The sequence below is a fragment of the Qipengyuania intermedia genome (genome assembly GCF_019711615.1).
In the GTDB taxonomy this organism is placed as follows: domain Bacteria; phylum Pseudomonadota; class Alphaproteobacteria; order Sphingomonadales; family Sphingomonadaceae; genus Qipengyuania; species Qipengyuania intermedia.
The window spans coordinates 836,045-849,382 of the sequence record NZ_JAIGNS010000002.1 but is presented as its reverse complement, the minus strand read 5'-3'; the positions used below and the strand labels follow the sequence as shown (position 1 = coordinate 849,382).

The following is a 13,338-nucleotide window of genomic DNA, read 5'->3' as shown; positions in this document are numbered from 1 at the left end:
CCGCAATTCGGGCTTTGGCGGTCGGACGCTATCTCGCGCGTTGCCCGCCTCAGCCATACCCCATGAGGCTCAGCACTTCCTTGCGGCTGCGCTGGTCTTCGAGGAAAGTGCCCATCATGCGGCTGGTGATCATGCCAACGCCCGGTGTGCGCACGCCGCGGGCAGTCATGCAGCTGTGCGAGGCTTCGATGACCACGGCCACGCCTTGGGGCTGGAGATGCTCCCATATGCAATCGGCGACTTCAGCGGTCAGGCGCTCCTGCACCTGCAGGCGGCGCGCGAAGCCGTGCAGGACGCGGGCGAGTTTCGAGATGCCCACTACACGGTCATTCGGCAGGTAGGCGATGGCCGCCTTGCCAATGATCGGGGCCATGTGGTGTTCGCAATGCGACTGGAACGGGATGTCCTTGAGCAGGACGATCTCGTTATATCCGCCGACTTCCTCGAAGACGCGGCTGAGGTGATAGGAAGGGTCTTCGGTGTAGCCGAGACAATATTCCTTCCACGCGCGCGCGACGCGTGCAGGCGTATCGACCAGCCCTTCGCGGGTGGGATCGTCACCGGTCCACTCGATCAGGGTGCGGATCGCGTCCTGCACGTGTTCTGGGACCGGCGGCTTGCCGCGCGGATCGTCTTCGTCTGGACCTACAAGGCTGCTCACTTGCCCCATTTCCCTTTGATCTTGGTGCGAACCCGTTCGAGGCGGGTTCCCTTGCGGAAAAGCCCGCCTTTTGCAAACGGCTCGAACATATCTTCCGGGTCTTCGGGATCGAGAATGCCGCTTTGGGCCACCGCTTCCTCCGCACCGTTGAGATCCGGTGGGTGATAGCGGCGCAGGTTGCGGCCGCCCTCGGTGACGGTGTGATCGATCATTGCCGCCATCGAGCCGTAGCGTGCCAGCATTTCGGGCACGTCTTCCTCTTCCACGCCGCAGTGTTCGGCGAGTAGCGAATGGCGGATTGCGCGGATGGGATCGGCGGCGTGCTCGTTGCCGGGCCGGGTCGAATCCACGAACACGTCGCATTCGCTGTCGAGGCCCATGGAGCGATTGTTGAGATTGGCCGACCCGATACGGAAGATCTTGTCGTCGACGATCATCATCTTGGCATGGACGTAGATCGGGGTTTCCCCCGACCACGGGCACCAGATCGTGAAGCGGTGCTTGTGATCGACCTCCTCGATACAACGCACGATCTCGGCGCGCGCATGGTCCATGGCCTGCTGTTCCAGCCAGCCGTCGGCCTTTTCGGGATGGACGATGACGATTTCAGGGGGGTCGTCCTCCTGCACCCGTTCGATGATCGCCTCCGACACTGCGCGTGAGGCAAAGTACTGGCTTTCGGCGTAGATGAATTTTTCGGCGCGCTTGATGTGGTCGACGAAGAGATGCTCGATCTCTTTCACCTCGGACCAGTCGCGGTGTTCGGCGCGTGTGCGGGCGATGCCGACCTCCACGTTTTCGAAGGTCGCTTCCAGTCCTTCGGGCCAGAGGCTTTCCTCGCGCGCCTGGATCGGCAGTAGCGGAGTACCGCCCGCCCTGATCCAGCGATCGCGGCCCAGGTCGCTCAGTGCCTCGGCGATCTCGCCTTCCATTATCATCGAGGCGTCGTGCCATGGCTCATAGGGTTCGCCGCGCGGAGTACGGCGCATCGGCTCGTCTTCTTTGTGCTCGCGCGTGTCGAGCCGCTTCACGGTCATGTCGATACCGCCGCACACGGCGAGCGAATTGTCGAGGATACCGATTTTCTGGTGATGGCTGCACCCGGTCGGATGGGCGCTGTCGAATTTGAAATCGATCCGGCGATGGCGCGCCCAGCGGACAAGGTCCCACCACATGGAGCCGCGCAGGACGAATTTGAAAACGCCGAAGCTCCACTTGAGGATGCGGATCTCGAGCGATTTCTCGCGATTGATGAGCCAGGAGAAGAAACTGCCCAGTCGCGCGGGGTACTTGTCCCTGAAGGGCCGCTGCCACCATCGGCGTCCCTCGCCAAGGTGGATGCGGGTATCGAAATCCCAGCCGATGAGGAAAATGCGATGTTTCGCATTCATCATCGCTTCCTGCATCGCCGCAAAATAGTCCGCCGCGTCGATAATCACCCGCGCACGGTCCACCTTGGCATAACGCCAGACACCCGGCTCGACGCCTTCGTCAAGCCGGGTCACTTTTTTCGGATCTGCGGGTTGCCCCTCCTCCCCCTTGGCCATCTTACTCCTTGGCGTCCTCTTTCTTCTCGGGCGTCACTTCGGCTTCGGCCTTCTCTTCCTTCTTACGGCGGTCGAAGACCTCGCGCATATGCTGTTCGTCTTCCTTGTCCAGATAATTGGCGAAGTCGGGGAAGTGGTCTTCCTCTTCCTCGTCGATGTGATGGCGGTAATCGTGGGCGAAGGTCTTGAACTTGGTCAGCCAGCCGCCTTCTGACATGTCGGTGGCGGCAAGATCGTTGAGCATTTCGTCGATTTCGTGATGCTCGGCAACCGAGTGGCGGGTCTCATCCGTGGTCGGCGGTTTCCTCAGCATGGTGGAATAGAGCGCCTGCTCTTCGGCGGCGGCGTGGCTCTTCAGTTCCTTGGTCAGCTCCGTGAACAGTTCTTCGCGTTCCTGGCTATCGCCGCTCGTCTCCAGCAGCTTGTCGATCAGCTCGCGGTGGCGATCGTGGTCTTCTTTCAGGCGATCGAAAATTTCGGTGGCATCGGCCATGCGTGTTTCTCCTTTGCCTGTTTGAACAGGTGAAGGCGCAGCGGGTTCCGTCCTTGCGCTACGATGGGTGCAGACTCATATTACAGGCATGCTCCACGATCGCCCCGGACCGACGCAAGAACAGATGCAGCAAATGGCGGAGGCCGTGCGGGCATCCCTGCCCGATCACTTCCGCGTGCAAATGGAAGAAATCGTCTTGCGGGTGGAGGACTTCGCCACAGAGGAACAACTCGCCGCCGTCGAGATCGAGAGCAAATGGCACCTCACCGGGCTTTATGAAGGCGAATCGCTGCCCGACCGCTCGATCTGGGCCAGCGGACGCATGCCGGCGCGAATCTGGCTGTTCCGCAAACCGTTGATTGCGGAATGGCGCGAAACGGGCGTGCGGATGGACGATCTGGTCCGCCACGTCGTCATCCACGAGGCAGGTCATCACTTCGGCTTCAGCGACGACGACATGCACGCCCTGGAAGACCGCGCGGACTAGGTTCGGCCCTAGAACCAAAAAAGCCCACGACCTCGGGGGGTCATGGGCTTGTTTGGCGCGCCAGGAAGGATTGGCCGACGCCGCTTCGCGGCTCTGGCCGTCTACGCCGCTACGCGGCTTCGACTCCGAACGGTCCGGACATTCATACCGACCCACCAAAAAAGCCCACGACCCCTGGGGGTCATGGGCTTGTTTGGCGCGCCAGGAAGGATTCGAACCTCCGACCGCCTGATTCGTAGTCAGGTACTCTATCCAGCTGAGCTACTGGCGCGTTGGAGGGCGGCACATAGGCAGGCGACGCGGCCTTGGCAACACCTAATCGGGCATTTTGGCGAGCAAATGTGCGCTAAGCTCGATATCCAGCGGCGGCCTGGCGAGTTTCTCGATGTCCCGGCTCCTCACCCACTCCACCGCACCGCCTTCGAGCGCGGCGGCTTTTCCCGTCCAGCGGGTACAAGTGTAAAGAAGTATGACAATCGGGTTCGGGGCCGAGTCCTCGCTTTCCTGCGCGAAACAACAGGGCGAGAGATCGCTGGCGCGGATATCTATCCCTAACTCCTCCTTCACCTCGCGAACCAAGGCGGAGGCAGGCGTTTCGCCCGGTTCGACCTTGCCTCCGGGAAACTCCCACAGGCCGCCATGATGCTTGTGATCGGGGCGCCTGTGCATCAGCCAGCTCCCCTGCCCGTCGTTGAGCGCAAGGGCCACCACGCAGCGCCATGTCGGAATTTTTTCCAAGTTCGATCCTTCCCGAAACCTTTTCTTAACGCCTGACCGAGTAGTTCGACGATGTCAGCTACGAATTGACTTTGGGGGCAACGAAAGTGGTCGAATTTCTCAAACGACTGGGACGCGACACCGAAGGTGCCACCGCTGTTGAATACGGGCTGATTCTCGCTCTGATCTTCCTCTCCATGCTCGGTGCAGTCAGCTCCTTCGGACAGACCACCATCGACATGTGGAACGGGGTGGCCACGACGATTTCGGCGGCCACGGGGGTCTGAACGGGAGTGAAGAAGTCGGCCGGTTGATTAGCAATTTGTCAACTTGTCGGCGTCAGAACGAGAATTGCTCAAGCTTCAACAGGGGCGAGAGCCGGGTAACGAAGACTGAACCAGGAGACTACACATGAAGTTCATCAAAACGCTGCGTCGCAACGAAGAAGGTGCAACCGCTATCGAGTACGGCCTGATCGCTGCTCTTATCGCTGTTGCTGCTATCACTGCCATGCAGAGCCTCGGTGGCGAGCTCAGCACGACCTTCAACACCGTCGACGGTGAAATGGCTACGGCAAACGCCAAGGCTCCGAACGGCGTCTAATAGACCCTTCGGTAACGAAAAAAGAAGGCGGCGAGGGAAACCTCGCCGCCTTTTTTGTTGCCTGCGGTAAAAGTGATGAGGGGCTTAGCGGCCCCGCACCACGATCTTTACCTTCTGGCCGGCCTGCAGGCGATCGGTCGACGAGAGGCCGTTGAGCACGCGGAAACGCGCTTCCTGTCCGCTGTCATAGGCCATGCGCGCCGCCATCGTCGCGACCGTATCGCGCGATCCGACCGTCACGACATCCACATGACGCGGGATGACATTGGCCGCCTGCTGGGCGGTTATCCGGCGCATCGAGGAAAATAGCGAATTGAACGTGCCGGACTGGCCTGCCGGGGTCAGCGCCAGGAAGTGGTAGGCACGATCGTTCGAGAATTCGTAGGCGAACACCGTGACATCCAGGTTCTGGTTGCCGGAATTGACGCGCGCAGTGCCGTAGGCGGCAGGCAATCCGTTGACCGTCGTGGTCTGGATGCTTGCAGGGCGAATCTGCTGCTGGTCGCTCAGAGCGCCGAACACGCTGGTGACATAGCTCTGCAGATTGCCATTATACGGTCCGAGCGAGAACTGGGCCTTGCCGCTCTGTCCGCTAATGGTGACGGCCCGCGTGCCATTGACCATGTAGAAGCCCTGCGGCGCGGTGAATGCGAGGCGCAGGTCCGGGTGGATGAACTGGCGGCCTTCGACCACACCCTGTTCCGGATCGTCACCATAAAGGATGCCGTCGATGCGGGTGAGGAAGGTGTCGCGATTCGTCACGCGGCCGGTTCCACCCACTTCCTGCGCATAGTTCAGAGCGGTCTGGACACGGCTGGCAGGATCGGGGTGGGTCGATGCCCATTCCGGGAGGCGGGCGTTGTCGCGTCCCATCAACTGCGCATCGAGCGAATTCTGCGCCGCGAGGCTGGACAGAACGGTCGCCATTGCACGCGTGTCGTATCCTGCCTGGTTGAGATACTGGATACCGAGGCGGTCGGCCTCCAGCTCCTGGCTGCGCGAGAACTTGAGGGTCAGAAGCTGCGAGCCCTGCAGCGAAAGCTGGCCGAGCTGCTGCCCAAGGCCGGTGCCGCCGAGCAGCGCCTGGCTGGCGATCGCGCCGAGCACGCCGAGGATCGAGTTACGCTGCGCGGCCTGCTGGCGGCGCTGCGAGTGGCGGGCCGCAACGTGGCCGACTTCGTGACCGAGAACGCCGGCCAATTCGGCTTCGTTGTTCATCAGCGATACGAGCTGGCGCGTCGTGTAGACGTAGCCACCGGGGATCGCGAAAGCGTTGTTTACCGGGCTGTTGAGCAGCGAAACGGTGAAGCTGCCGCGCGCGTTGGCGAGGCCCGACTGGACGGCGATGTTCTGGCCGACCATTTCCACATACTGTGCCTGCGGACCGGTCATCGCCCCGCCGAATTCTGCCAGAAGCTGCGGATGGGCTTCGGCCCCCTGTTGTGCTTCGTTCTGCGAAATCGGCGCGGATGCGTCGGGAATGCTGGCACAACCCGTAAGGGCCAGCGCCATGGTGGCGGTGGATGCGGCGAGTGTCTTCATGACGGACATTGGGTTCCCCTTCGTCTGGCCAAGCGGGTCCCACCGCCGCCGGCCGGTTGTTTACGCTAGGGAGAACAGGGGGATGCGGCTGTTTGTTCCCGCACCATGAAATTCAGGTCGATCAGCCTGCGATCTGCAGGAAACGCTCTTCGCGCATCCGCTTGAGTTCGTCCGCAGAGTGGATCGACAGCTTGTCGAGTTCCTCGCCGATCGCTTCCGCAAGGCTATGTGCCGCGGCGCGCGGATCGCGGTGTGCACCGCCCACCGGCTCGCCCACGATGCGGTCGATGACGCCCAACTCTTTCAGGTTCTGCGCGGTGACCTTCATGGCTTCGGCTGCATCGGGTGCCTTTTCGGCCGTACGCCAGAGGATCGAGGCGCAGCCTTCCGGCGAAATCACCGAATAGACCGCATGTTCGAGCATGAGCACGCGTTCCGCGCTGGCCAGCGCCACTGCGCCGCCCGAACCGCCCTCGCCCACAATGCTGGCGACCATGGGCACCGGCAACGCGAGACAGGCTTCGGTGGAACGCGCGATCGCTTCCGCCTGGCCGCGTTCTTCCGCCTCGACGCCCGGAAACGCGCCGGAAGTGTCGACAAGGGTGACGACCGGAAGATTGAACCGGCCGGCAAGTTCCATCAGGCGGATCGCTTTGCGATAGCCTTCGGGCTTGCCCATGCCGAAATTGTGACGGATGCGGCTGGCGGTATCATTGCCCTTTTCATGGCCGATCAGCACGATCTTGCGGCCATTCAGCTTTGCAAAGCCGCCCATGATCGCTTCGTCTTCGCCATAGGCGCGGTCGCCGCCCAGCGGCACGAATTCCTCGAACGCATATTCGACGTAGTCGCGGAAATGCGGACGCGAGGGATGCCGCGCAACCTGCGTTTTCTGCCACGGCGTGAGCGAGGCATAGGTGGATGCGAGCAGGTCCGCGCTCTTGAGTTCAAGGCGCTGCAGCTCGTTCGTGATATCGACCTCGTCGCCCTCGGCAGCGCTGCGCAGTTCCGCAATGCGCGTTTCGAGTTCGGCAACGGGCTTTTCGAATTCAAGATAGGAAACCATCGCCACCCCGCTAGTCGCTCGCGCGCGGGCGGGCAAGTGGATGCCGCTCGTTGACGAGCTTTACCAACCGCGCCGCATCGACATGGGTATAGATTTGCGTCGTCGCGATATCCGCATGGCCGAGCAGGGTCTGCAGCGCGCGCAGGTCCGCCCCGCCCTCCAGCAGGTGGGTCGCAAAGGCGTGGCGCAGGACATGGGGGCTGAGCTTTTCCGGTGGCAGATTGGCGCGCACGGCCAGGTCCTTCAGCATCTGGAACAGGCGCACGCGCGAAATATGTCCGGTGCGCGAGGGAAACAGGAACGTCGATCCGCCCGGGCGCAATGCGAGCCAGCGCGACAACGCTTTCCTGGCACGCCGGCTGATCGGCACGAGTCGCGCCTGACCGCCCTTACCCGTCACCGTCAAAAAAGGTTCGTCTCGCGGCACGGCAGACAGGGGCAGCGAAACGAGTTCGGTCGCACGCAGGCCCGAGCCGTAAAGCAGCTCGAGCATGACGAGCATCCGCACCGCCTCGGGCCGTTCGCTTGCCGCTTCGTCCTCCGCCCGGCCGAAAAGCGCTTCCACCTGCTGGTGCGTCAGGATCTTCGGTAAAGGGCGCCGCGTGGCGGGCCGTGGCAGTGCCTGCGTCGGATCGTCCTCGCGCCGGCCCTCGTCCATCAGAAAGCCGTAGAACTGGCGCAGTGCGGAAATCTTGCGTGCCATGGTGGACGCGGCGAGCGTGGACCAGCCCTGCCCCAGTTTCGACAGCTGCGCCTTGCTGGCGGAGGCAAGGTCGCCGCCCACGATTTCCTCGGCCTGGGCCAAATCGCGCCCGTAAGCGAGAATCGTATTCTGCGCCGCGCCGCGCTCTGCGGCGAGCATGGCAAGAAAGTCGTCGATTGCGCTCATGGCCCGGTCAGGCCCGTGCGACCGCCTCCGCGGCGATCATCCGGGCTTCGGCTTCCATGCCCACGGCATTGAGGGCGGAAACGATGTGGTAGAGATGGCGCGCGGTCATCTGGTCCCAGCTCGTGCCCTGCATGCCCAGTCCGGCGAGGTAAGCAACCAGCGCGCCGTTTTCCACTTCGGCGGCCTTGTCGATCATCCGCGTCCAGCGGGTGGGCGCGGTGAAGTTCATCTCGAGCCGGTCGGAATATTCGGAAATCTCGTCCTGCCCGACCCGACCAAGGCCCGCGAGCCCTGCCAGCAGCATGCGCGACTTGCGACTGCGGGCGGATTCGTCCGCGTCGAAGAAACTGTCGAGCTGGCCGTCGGTTACCGTCCCGCCCTGCGGATTGGCCAGCGCCAGCAGCGCCCAGCCGAGGCTCCCCTCCTCGACGGCATCGGCCCAGCGCATGGCATCGCGGTCGAGCCCTGCAGTCAGCATCGAGGCGATAAGCGGCCCCGCGTCGTCTTCGAAATCCGCGCTCGGCGTGACGCGCGCGGCGGCATAGGCGGTGAGAACGTAGCGACCGTACTCATCGTCGCTACCGCCCCAGACGTCACGGATTGCGGCGATACGCTCTGCAGGAGACGGATCGACATAGGCGGAGCGCAGCCGCGAGGCGACCGGCAGCGCGGGATCTTCGCCCGCCTGTTCCCGCTCTGCATAGAGCAGCGAATAGAGATCGACGATCGCACGCGCCGAAAGCACGCCCGAAGCCGCCGCCACATCGGCACCGCGTATTCGCTGGCCCGCGGAAAGTGCAGGCGTAAGAGCGCTGGAAATGAGCATGGAGCGGTCGAGATCGTCGGTCAGGTCTTCCGGGATCGGTTCCCCCAGAGCATTCGCCATGGCAAAGCGCCAGGGGGTCAGATCGCCCGACCCTTCCCATTCGATGGTCACCGCGCGGCGTCCGTCACCCGCAGCACCGGCGTAGCGCTGGGCCAGCAAGACATCGAGCCGCGCATCTTCCTCGGTCCGCGAGAGCAGGCGGCGCAGATCGTTCTGTGCCCGCTGCGCCTCGCCCGCAAAGGCAGCGCAGATACCTTCCAGCATCGCCCAGCGCGGCGTGTCGTCATCGCCCTTGCCCAGCCGCACGGCCGGGCAAGCGCCCGCGATGTCGCTGGTCCCGACATAGGCGTCGATCGCGGCGCGGGTCAGGGCAGGCGAATAATTCGCCGTGTCGATATCCTGCACCAGCGCCCGCGCAGCGGCGTATTCGCCCATGCTGTTGAGCGCGCGAGCACGAAGCGTGGCGAATTCCACCGGCCCCATTCCCTGCGGCGCGTCGAGACGGCTGGCGAGCGCGCGGCGCATGAGGATATGCCCCCAGCGCGACACCATCGGTCCTTGGACACCGCCCAGCGCAGCGCGGACGATCGAAGCCGGCTGGCGCGCGAGCGAGCCGGTCGGCAAGCCGCCCTCGTCAGGCGCGATGATGCCGATTTCGGCGGTCGCACGGCGCGCAGCAGGGGGAATGTCGTAACGCGGCCTCAATCCCAGCGCTTCGTCGAGTTCCGCCGCGGTCATCGATTCCAGTTCTTCGACCGAGGGAATATCGCCGAGGCTGACACCCGAAGTGTCGACCGGCGCAGGTGCGCTCGGCAAGGGCTGCACCACCTCGCCCGAGGCAGAGGGCGTTTCGGTGGGCGCAGGCGTTGCAGGGGCCGGAGCAGGCGCAGGTGCAGGCGTGTTGGCAGCGCCGGGCAAGATGCTTTCGGGTGCGCGCTGCGCGACGACCACGCTGGAGGAGATTACGAGGGCCGCACCGGCCAGCCAGTAACCGCGCTTCATATCGCCGCTCCCCGAAGTTCGACAGGTTCGGAGATCGGGCGCAGAGGCTCTTCCCCGCCGTCGATCCAGGCCACGACCAGCACCGCCAGAACGGCGAGCGCAGCGATCAGGATCATACGCGAGCGTTTCACGGCCAAAATTTTCGTATCCTCGATCAATATTCATGTGGGTTGCCCGCGCCCTAGCCCATCTATAGGCCGAGCGGCAATGAGCAACGCACATAGACCCCACGATATGTCCGATCCCGTGCGACAGGCGCGCCGGATAGCGCGGCCTCTCGTGCTGGTCGGTCTGATGGGCGTGGGCAAGACGAGTATCGGCCGCCGCCTTGCCTCGGCGCTGGATCGCGATTTCATCGACGCCGACGAGGAAATAGAGCGCGCCGCCGACCGCACGGTAGCCGAAATCTTCGAAGCCCATGGCGAAGCCTATTTCCGCGACGGCGAGCGCCGCGTGATCGCGCGCTTGATGGAGGAAGGACACGGCGTAATCGCAACCGGCGGCGGCGCTTTCGTCGATCCCGAAACCCGCGCCCTCGTGCTCGATCAGGGGCTGGCGATCTGGCTCGATTGCGACATCGAAACCCTGGTCGAACGCACGTCACGCAAGAATACGCGCCCCTTGCTGAAGACCGGCGACCCGCACGCCATCCTGCGCGACCTGAAGGAGCAGCGCAGCCCCGCCTATGCGCAAGCGCAAATTCACGTCGTGACGGGAGATGGCCCGCACGAGGTGGCGGTAGAGCGCATCATCGAGGAGCTTGCGGCATGGCAATAATCGACGTCGAACTCGCCGGACGCAGCTATGAGGTGCGCGTGGCACGCGATCTTCTGGCATCCGTTGCCGATCAAGCCGGGCCGTTCCTGCGCAAACAGGGCGTTCCCATCGTTGCCGATGCCAATGCGCGCCGACACTGGGGCGCTGCAGTCGAAGACTCGCTTCGCGCTTCCGGCAAGGAACCGCGCTGGTACGACGTCGCGCCCGGCGAAAGTTCGAAAAGCTGGGAAAGCCTTGCACGCCTGACCGACTGGCTGCTGGCCGAAGGGGTGGAGCGCGGCGACCACGTTCTGGCGCTTGGCGGCGGCGTCGTGGGCGACCTCACCGGCTTTGCCTGCGCGATCCTGAAACGCGGCTGCGGTTTCGTGCAGTTGCCGACGACGTTGCTGGCGCAAGTGGACAGTTCGGTTGGCGGCAAGACCGCAATCAACACATCGGCGGGCAAGAACCTCGTTGGCGCCTTCCACCAGCCCTCGCTCGTACTGGCCGACCTGTCGGCGCTCGACACCCTGCCCGACCGCGAGATGCGCGCGGGATATGCAGAAGTGCTGAAATACGGCGTGCTGGGCGATGCGGATTTCTTCGCCTGGCTCGAGGAAAAGGGCGCGAAAGTGGTGGCACGCGAGAACGAGGCGCTCGAACACGCCGTGGCGACCAGCGTTTCAGCAAAGGCGCGCATCGTCGCCGAGGACGAGCGCGAGACATCCGGTGCGCGTGCCCTCCTCAACCTCGGCCATACTTTCGGCCATGCGCTCGAAGCGGAAACAGGCTTTTCCGACCGCCTGCTGCATGGCGAAGGCGTTGCTCTCGGCATGGTGCTTGCCGCCCGCTATTCCGCACGGCGCGGCGAGATCGGGATAGAGGATGCACAGCGCGTGACCCGCGCTGTCGATGCTGCCGGCCTGCCGTCCGAAATTTCCGCGCTGGGCCTCTCCCGCGACGGACGCGTACTTGCCGACCATATGCTGCACGACAAGAAGATGGATGCGGGCACCCTGCCCTTCATCCTGCTGCGCGGCATCGGTGCGGCATATCTGGCGAAAGACGTGGCGCTGGACGACGTTGCGCTATTCCTCGACGAGCAGCTCCAGGCGCACTAGCGTGGCGCGCATGACGCGCTTTATCGACCTCTCCATCCCGATCACCAACGAGGTCGTGTCCGACCCTGACGTGATGCGCCCCAAGATCCAGTACATGACACACGAAAGCACGTGGGAGCAGATCGCCATGTTCTTTCCGGGTCTGGAAAAGGATGACCTGCCGGACGGCGAAGGCTGGGCAGTCGAGATGCTGGAACTCTCCACCCACAACGGCACGCACATGGATGCGCCGTGGCATTATCATTCGACGACGGACGATGGTGCGAGCCCTGCCCCCAGCATCGACGAGGCCCCGCTGGACCGGTTCTATCGCCCCGGCGTGAAGCTCGATTTCAGTCATCTGCCCCATGGCCATGTCGTCAGCGCGGCGGAGGTGGAAGAAGCTCTGGCGAAGATAGGCTACGACCTGCAACCGCTCGATATCGTCCTTGTCCAGTCAGGCGCGGTCTACGGGACGGAGAACTTCACCGACCAAGGAGTGGGCCTCGGCGCGGAAGCGACCCTATGGCTGACCGAGCGCGGTGTGGAAGTCGTCGGCACAGATGCGTGGAGCTGGGATGCCCCCTTCAGCCATACCGCGAAGCGCTGGGCGGAGACCCGCGATCCTTCGATCATCTGGGAAGGCCACAAGGCAGGCCGCATTCGCCCCTATTACCAGATCGAAAAGCTGACCAACCTTCAGAGCCTGCCCGACCATGGCTTCATGTTCAGCTGTTTTCCGGTGAAGATCGAACGCGCCAGTGCGGGCTGGATCAGGGCCGTGGCGATGGTGGAAGAATAGCATGCGCATTGCGATTGCCGACATTGCGGATCCCGGCGTGCGTGACCTTGCCGCCTACCACCAGCGGGAAATGCATCGCGCCTCTCCTCCGGGTACCGACTTCGCTCTCGATGTGTCGGGACTGGAGAAGGCCGGGATAACCATAATTGGGGCCTGGGAGGAGCAGAGCCTGATCGCAATTGGCGCGTTGAAGCGATTGCCGGACGGCCAGGCTGAATTGAAGTCCATGCGAACCCATCCCGACCATCTGGGAAAGGGTGCCGCGAGCGCTATCCTTGAGGCTCTCATCGCCATGGCTGCGCAGGAAGGCTTTGACCGGTTAAGCCTGGAGACGGGTACGGCAGAGGCATTTCAACCGGCTATCAAGCTGTACACGAAGCGCGGCTTCGAGCCGGGCGATGCCTTTTCGGAATACGTCAACGGGCCGCACAATCAGTGCTATCACCTGGACCTTACCGAAGCTTGAGTCAGCTCGCGCGCGGCTCCAGCCGTGTGACCTTTGCGCCTGCCCCCACAGGCTGATAATCCGCCATCATCGCATCGTGTTCGCCGAACAGCCGCTCGATCTCGGTCCTGCGTTGCAAGAGCATCTGCGCGATGCCCGGTGCGAGGCTGTCGCCATCGCCGATCTTGCCGAGAATACCCGCGAGATCGGCGATCGTCGCGTCCTCGGGGGTCTTGTGATAATTCCCCCTGGTATCGAAAAATCCAGTGCCCCTATGTGCCATGCGTACTACTCCTGAGTGTGTTGCATCAGAAGCGATCCGAAGGCCGACATTATCTCCAAGAGGTCGATTCGGTAAAAGACCCTTAACCACGATTTCACGCCGACCCCTGCATTTCGCAA

At 63.2% G+C, this 13,338-nt stretch carries 17 protein-coding genes and 1 tRNA gene; 7 read left to right on the top strand and 11 right to left on the bottom strand.

What is annotated here, in order from left to right; translation table 11 throughout:
• Nucleotides 1–49: 49 nt before the first annotated feature.
• From folE to K3179_RS10465, 3 genes are read right to left on the bottom strand one after another with little or no spacing between them, the layout of a single operon-like run.
• Nucleotides 50–661, bottom strand: a complete 612-nt coding sequence (gene folE / locus K3179_RS10475; protein ID WP_221564750.1) for a GTP cyclohydrolase I FolE — start codon at nucleotides 659–661, stop codon at nucleotides 50–52.
• Nucleotides 658–2,208: a phospholipase D-like domain-containing protein gene (locus K3179_RS10470; RefSeq protein WP_221564748.1), complete on the bottom strand. Its 1,551-nt coding sequence runs from the start codon at nucleotides 2,206–2,208 to the stop codon at nucleotides 658–660. Before K3179_RS10470 ends, folE begins: the two co-directional genes overlap by 4 nt.
• Nucleotide 2,209: 1 nt before the next feature.
• Entirely contained in the window at nucleotides 2,210–2,701 is a 492-nt protein-coding gene (locus K3179_RS10465) for a hemerythrin domain-containing protein (RefSeq protein ID WP_090478892.1), read from the bottom strand.
• 88 nt (nucleotides 2,702–2,789) lie between these two features.
• Between K3179_RS10465 and K3179_RS10460 the strand changes: the two genes are divergently transcribed.
• On the top strand, nucleotides 2,790–3,188 hold the full coding sequence (locus tag K3179_RS10460) for a metallopeptidase family protein (protein ID WP_221564746.1): 399 nt from the start codon (nucleotides 2,790–2,792) through the stop codon (nucleotides 3,186–3,188).
• Nucleotides 3,189–3,382: 194 nt separating this feature from the next.
• On the opposite strand, the gene K3179_RS10455 is transcribed toward K3179_RS10460, so the two are convergent.
• Both K3179_RS10455 and K3179_RS10450 read right to left on the bottom strand, forming a co-directional pair.
• A tRNA-Arg gene (locus K3179_RS10455) sits at nucleotides 3,383–3,459 on the bottom strand.
• Nucleotides 3,460–3,503: 44 nt separating this feature from the next.
• Complete coding sequence (locus K3179_RS10450; RefSeq protein ID WP_282098720.1) at nucleotides 3,504–3,926, bottom strand: (deoxy)nucleoside triphosphate pyrophosphohydrolase; 423 nt, start codon at nucleotides 3,924–3,926, stop codon at nucleotides 3,504–3,506.
• 71 nt (nucleotides 3,927–3,997) lie between these two features.
• Between K3179_RS10450 and K3179_RS10445 the strand changes: the two genes are divergently transcribed.
• On the top strand, nucleotides 3,998–4,192 hold the full coding sequence (locus tag K3179_RS10445; RefSeq protein ID WP_247712939.1) for a Flp family type IVb pilin: 195 nt from the start codon (nucleotides 3,998–4,000) through the stop codon (nucleotides 4,190–4,192).
• A 124-nt stretch (nucleotides 4,193–4,316) separates the two neighbouring features.
• The gene (locus K3179_RS10440; RefSeq protein ID WP_100259056.1) at nucleotides 4,317–4,508 is read left to right on the top strand and encodes a Flp family type IVb pilin; all 192 of its coding nucleotides are present in this window, start codon (nucleotides 4,317–4,319) and stop codon (nucleotides 4,506–4,508) included.
• Between the two features lie 84 nt (nucleotides 4,509–4,592).
• Here K3179_RS10440 and K3179_RS10435 read toward each other — a convergent pair whose 3' ends face one another.
• The 5 genes from K3179_RS10435 to K3179_RS13545 all read right to left on the bottom strand — a co-directional run bounded on the left by K3179_RS10435 (nucleotide 4,593) and on the right by K3179_RS13545 (nucleotide 9,964).
• The gene (locus K3179_RS10435; RefSeq protein WP_221564744.1) at nucleotides 4,593–6,059 is read right to left on the bottom strand and encodes a M48 family metalloprotease; all 1,467 of its coding nucleotides are present in this window, start codon (nucleotides 6,057–6,059) and stop codon (nucleotides 4,593–4,595) included.
• A 112-nt stretch (nucleotides 6,060–6,171) separates the two neighbouring features.
• Entirely contained in the window at nucleotides 6,172–7,116 is a 945-nt protein-coding gene (locus tag K3179_RS10430) for an acetyl-CoA carboxylase carboxyltransferase subunit alpha (RefSeq protein ID WP_221564734.1), read from the bottom strand.
• Nucleotides 7,117–7,126: 10 nt separating this feature from the next.
• Nucleotides 7,127–8,005, bottom strand: a complete 879-nt coding sequence (locus K3179_RS10425) for a tyrosine recombinase (protein WP_221564732.1) — start codon at nucleotides 8,003–8,005, stop codon at nucleotides 7,127–7,129.
• Nucleotides 8,006–8,012: 7 nt separating this feature from the next.
• On the bottom strand, nucleotides 8,013–9,833 hold the full coding sequence (locus K3179_RS10420; RefSeq protein WP_221564722.1) for a hypothetical protein: 1,821 nt from the start codon (nucleotides 9,831–9,833) through the stop codon (nucleotides 8,013–8,015).
• Complete coding sequence (locus K3179_RS13545) at nucleotides 9,830–9,964, bottom strand: hypothetical protein (RefSeq protein ID WP_282098736.1); 135 nt, start codon at nucleotides 9,962–9,964, stop codon at nucleotides 9,830–9,832. The genes K3179_RS10420 and K3179_RS13545 overlap by 4 nt, the downstream gene beginning before the upstream one ends.
• Before the next feature lie 76 nt (nucleotides 9,965–10,040).
• On the opposite strand from K3179_RS13545, the gene K3179_RS10415 reads away from it, so the two are divergent.
• From K3179_RS10415 to K3179_RS10400, 4 genes are read left to right on the top strand one after another with little or no spacing between them, the layout of a single operon-like run.
• Nucleotides 10,041–10,610 (top strand): shikimate kinase, encoded by a 570-nt coding sequence (locus K3179_RS10415; RefSeq protein WP_221564720.1) that lies wholly within the window; start codon nucleotides 10,041–10,043, stop codon nucleotides 10,608–10,610.
• A complete protein-coding gene (aroB, locus tag K3179_RS10410) occupies nucleotides 10,601–11,710 on the top strand; it encodes a 3-dehydroquinate synthase (RefSeq protein ID WP_221564718.1) in 1,110 nt (369 codons plus the stop codon). The genes K3179_RS10415 and aroB overlap by 10 nt, the downstream gene beginning before the upstream one ends.
• 10 nt (nucleotides 11,711–11,720) lie before the next feature.
• Nucleotides 11,721–12,491 (top strand): cyclase family protein, encoded by a 771-nt coding sequence (locus K3179_RS10405; RefSeq protein WP_221564716.1) that lies wholly within the window; start codon nucleotides 11,721–11,723, stop codon nucleotides 12,489–12,491.
• A gap of 1 nt (nucleotide 12,492) precedes the next feature.
• The gene (locus K3179_RS10400) at nucleotides 12,493–12,957 is read left to right on the top strand and encodes a GNAT family N-acetyltransferase (protein ID WP_221564714.1); all 465 of its coding nucleotides are present in this window, start codon (nucleotides 12,493–12,495) and stop codon (nucleotides 12,955–12,957) included.
• Between the two features lies 1 nt (nucleotide 12,958).
• Here the strand turns inward: K3179_RS10400 and K3179_RS10395 are convergent, their stop codons facing one another.
• Nucleotides 12,959–13,219 (bottom strand): hypothetical protein, encoded by a 261-nt coding sequence (locus K3179_RS10395; protein WP_221564712.1) that lies wholly within the window; start codon nucleotides 13,217–13,219, stop codon nucleotides 12,959–12,961.
• Nucleotides 13,220–13,338: the final 119 nt, after the last annotated feature.

Excerpts from the sequence above, each read along its gene's own strand:
- K3179_RS10460 (WP_221564746.1), top strand. The coding sequence starts at position 2,790 with ATGCTCCACGATCGCCCCGGACCGACGCAAGAACAGATGCAGCAAATG.
- K3179_RS10465 (WP_090478892.1), bottom strand. The coding sequence starts at position 2,701 with ATGGCCGATGCCACCGAAATTTTCGATCGCCTGAAAGAAGACCACGAT.
- K3179_RS10395 (WP_221564712.1), bottom strand. The coding sequence starts at position 13,219 with ATGGCACATAGGGGCACTGGATTTTTCGATACCAGGGGGAATTATCAC.
- aroB (WP_221564718.1), top strand. The coding sequence starts at position 10,601 with ATGGCAATAATCGACGTCGAACTCGCCGGACGCAGCTATGAGGTGCGC.
- K3179_RS10435 (WP_221564744.1), bottom strand. The coding sequence starts at position 6,059 with ATGTCCGTCATGAAGACACTCGCCGCATCCACCGCCACCATGGCGCTG.
- K3179_RS10425 (WP_221564732.1), bottom strand. The coding sequence starts at position 8,005 with ATGAGCGCAATCGACGACTTTCTTGCCATGCTCGCCGCAGAGCGCGGC.
- K3179_RS10470 (WP_221564748.1), bottom strand. The coding sequence starts at position 2,208 with ATGGCCAAGGGGGAGGAGGGGCAACCCGCAGATCCGAAAAAAGTGACC.
- K3179_RS10420 (WP_221564722.1), bottom strand. The coding sequence starts at position 9,833 with ATGAAGCGCGGTTACTGGCTGGCCGGTGCGGCCCTCGTAATCTCCTCC.
- K3179_RS10415 (WP_221564720.1), top strand. The coding sequence starts at position 10,041 with ATGAGCAACGCACATAGACCCCACGATATGTCCGATCCCGTGCGACAG.
- K3179_RS10405 (WP_221564716.1), top strand. The coding sequence starts at position 11,721 with ATGACGCGCTTTATCGACCTCTCCATCCCGATCACCAACGAGGTCGTG.
- K3179_RS10400 (WP_221564714.1), top strand. The coding sequence starts at position 12,493 with ATGCGCATTGCGATTGCCGACATTGCGGATCCCGGCGTGCGTGACCTT.
- K3179_RS10440 (WP_100259056.1), top strand. The coding sequence starts at position 4,317 with ATGAAGTTCATCAAAACGCTGCGTCGCAACGAAGAAGGTGCAACCGCT.
- K3179_RS10430 (WP_221564734.1), bottom strand. The coding sequence starts at position 7,116 with ATGGTTTCCTATCTTGAATTCGAAAAGCCCGTTGCCGAACTCGAAACG.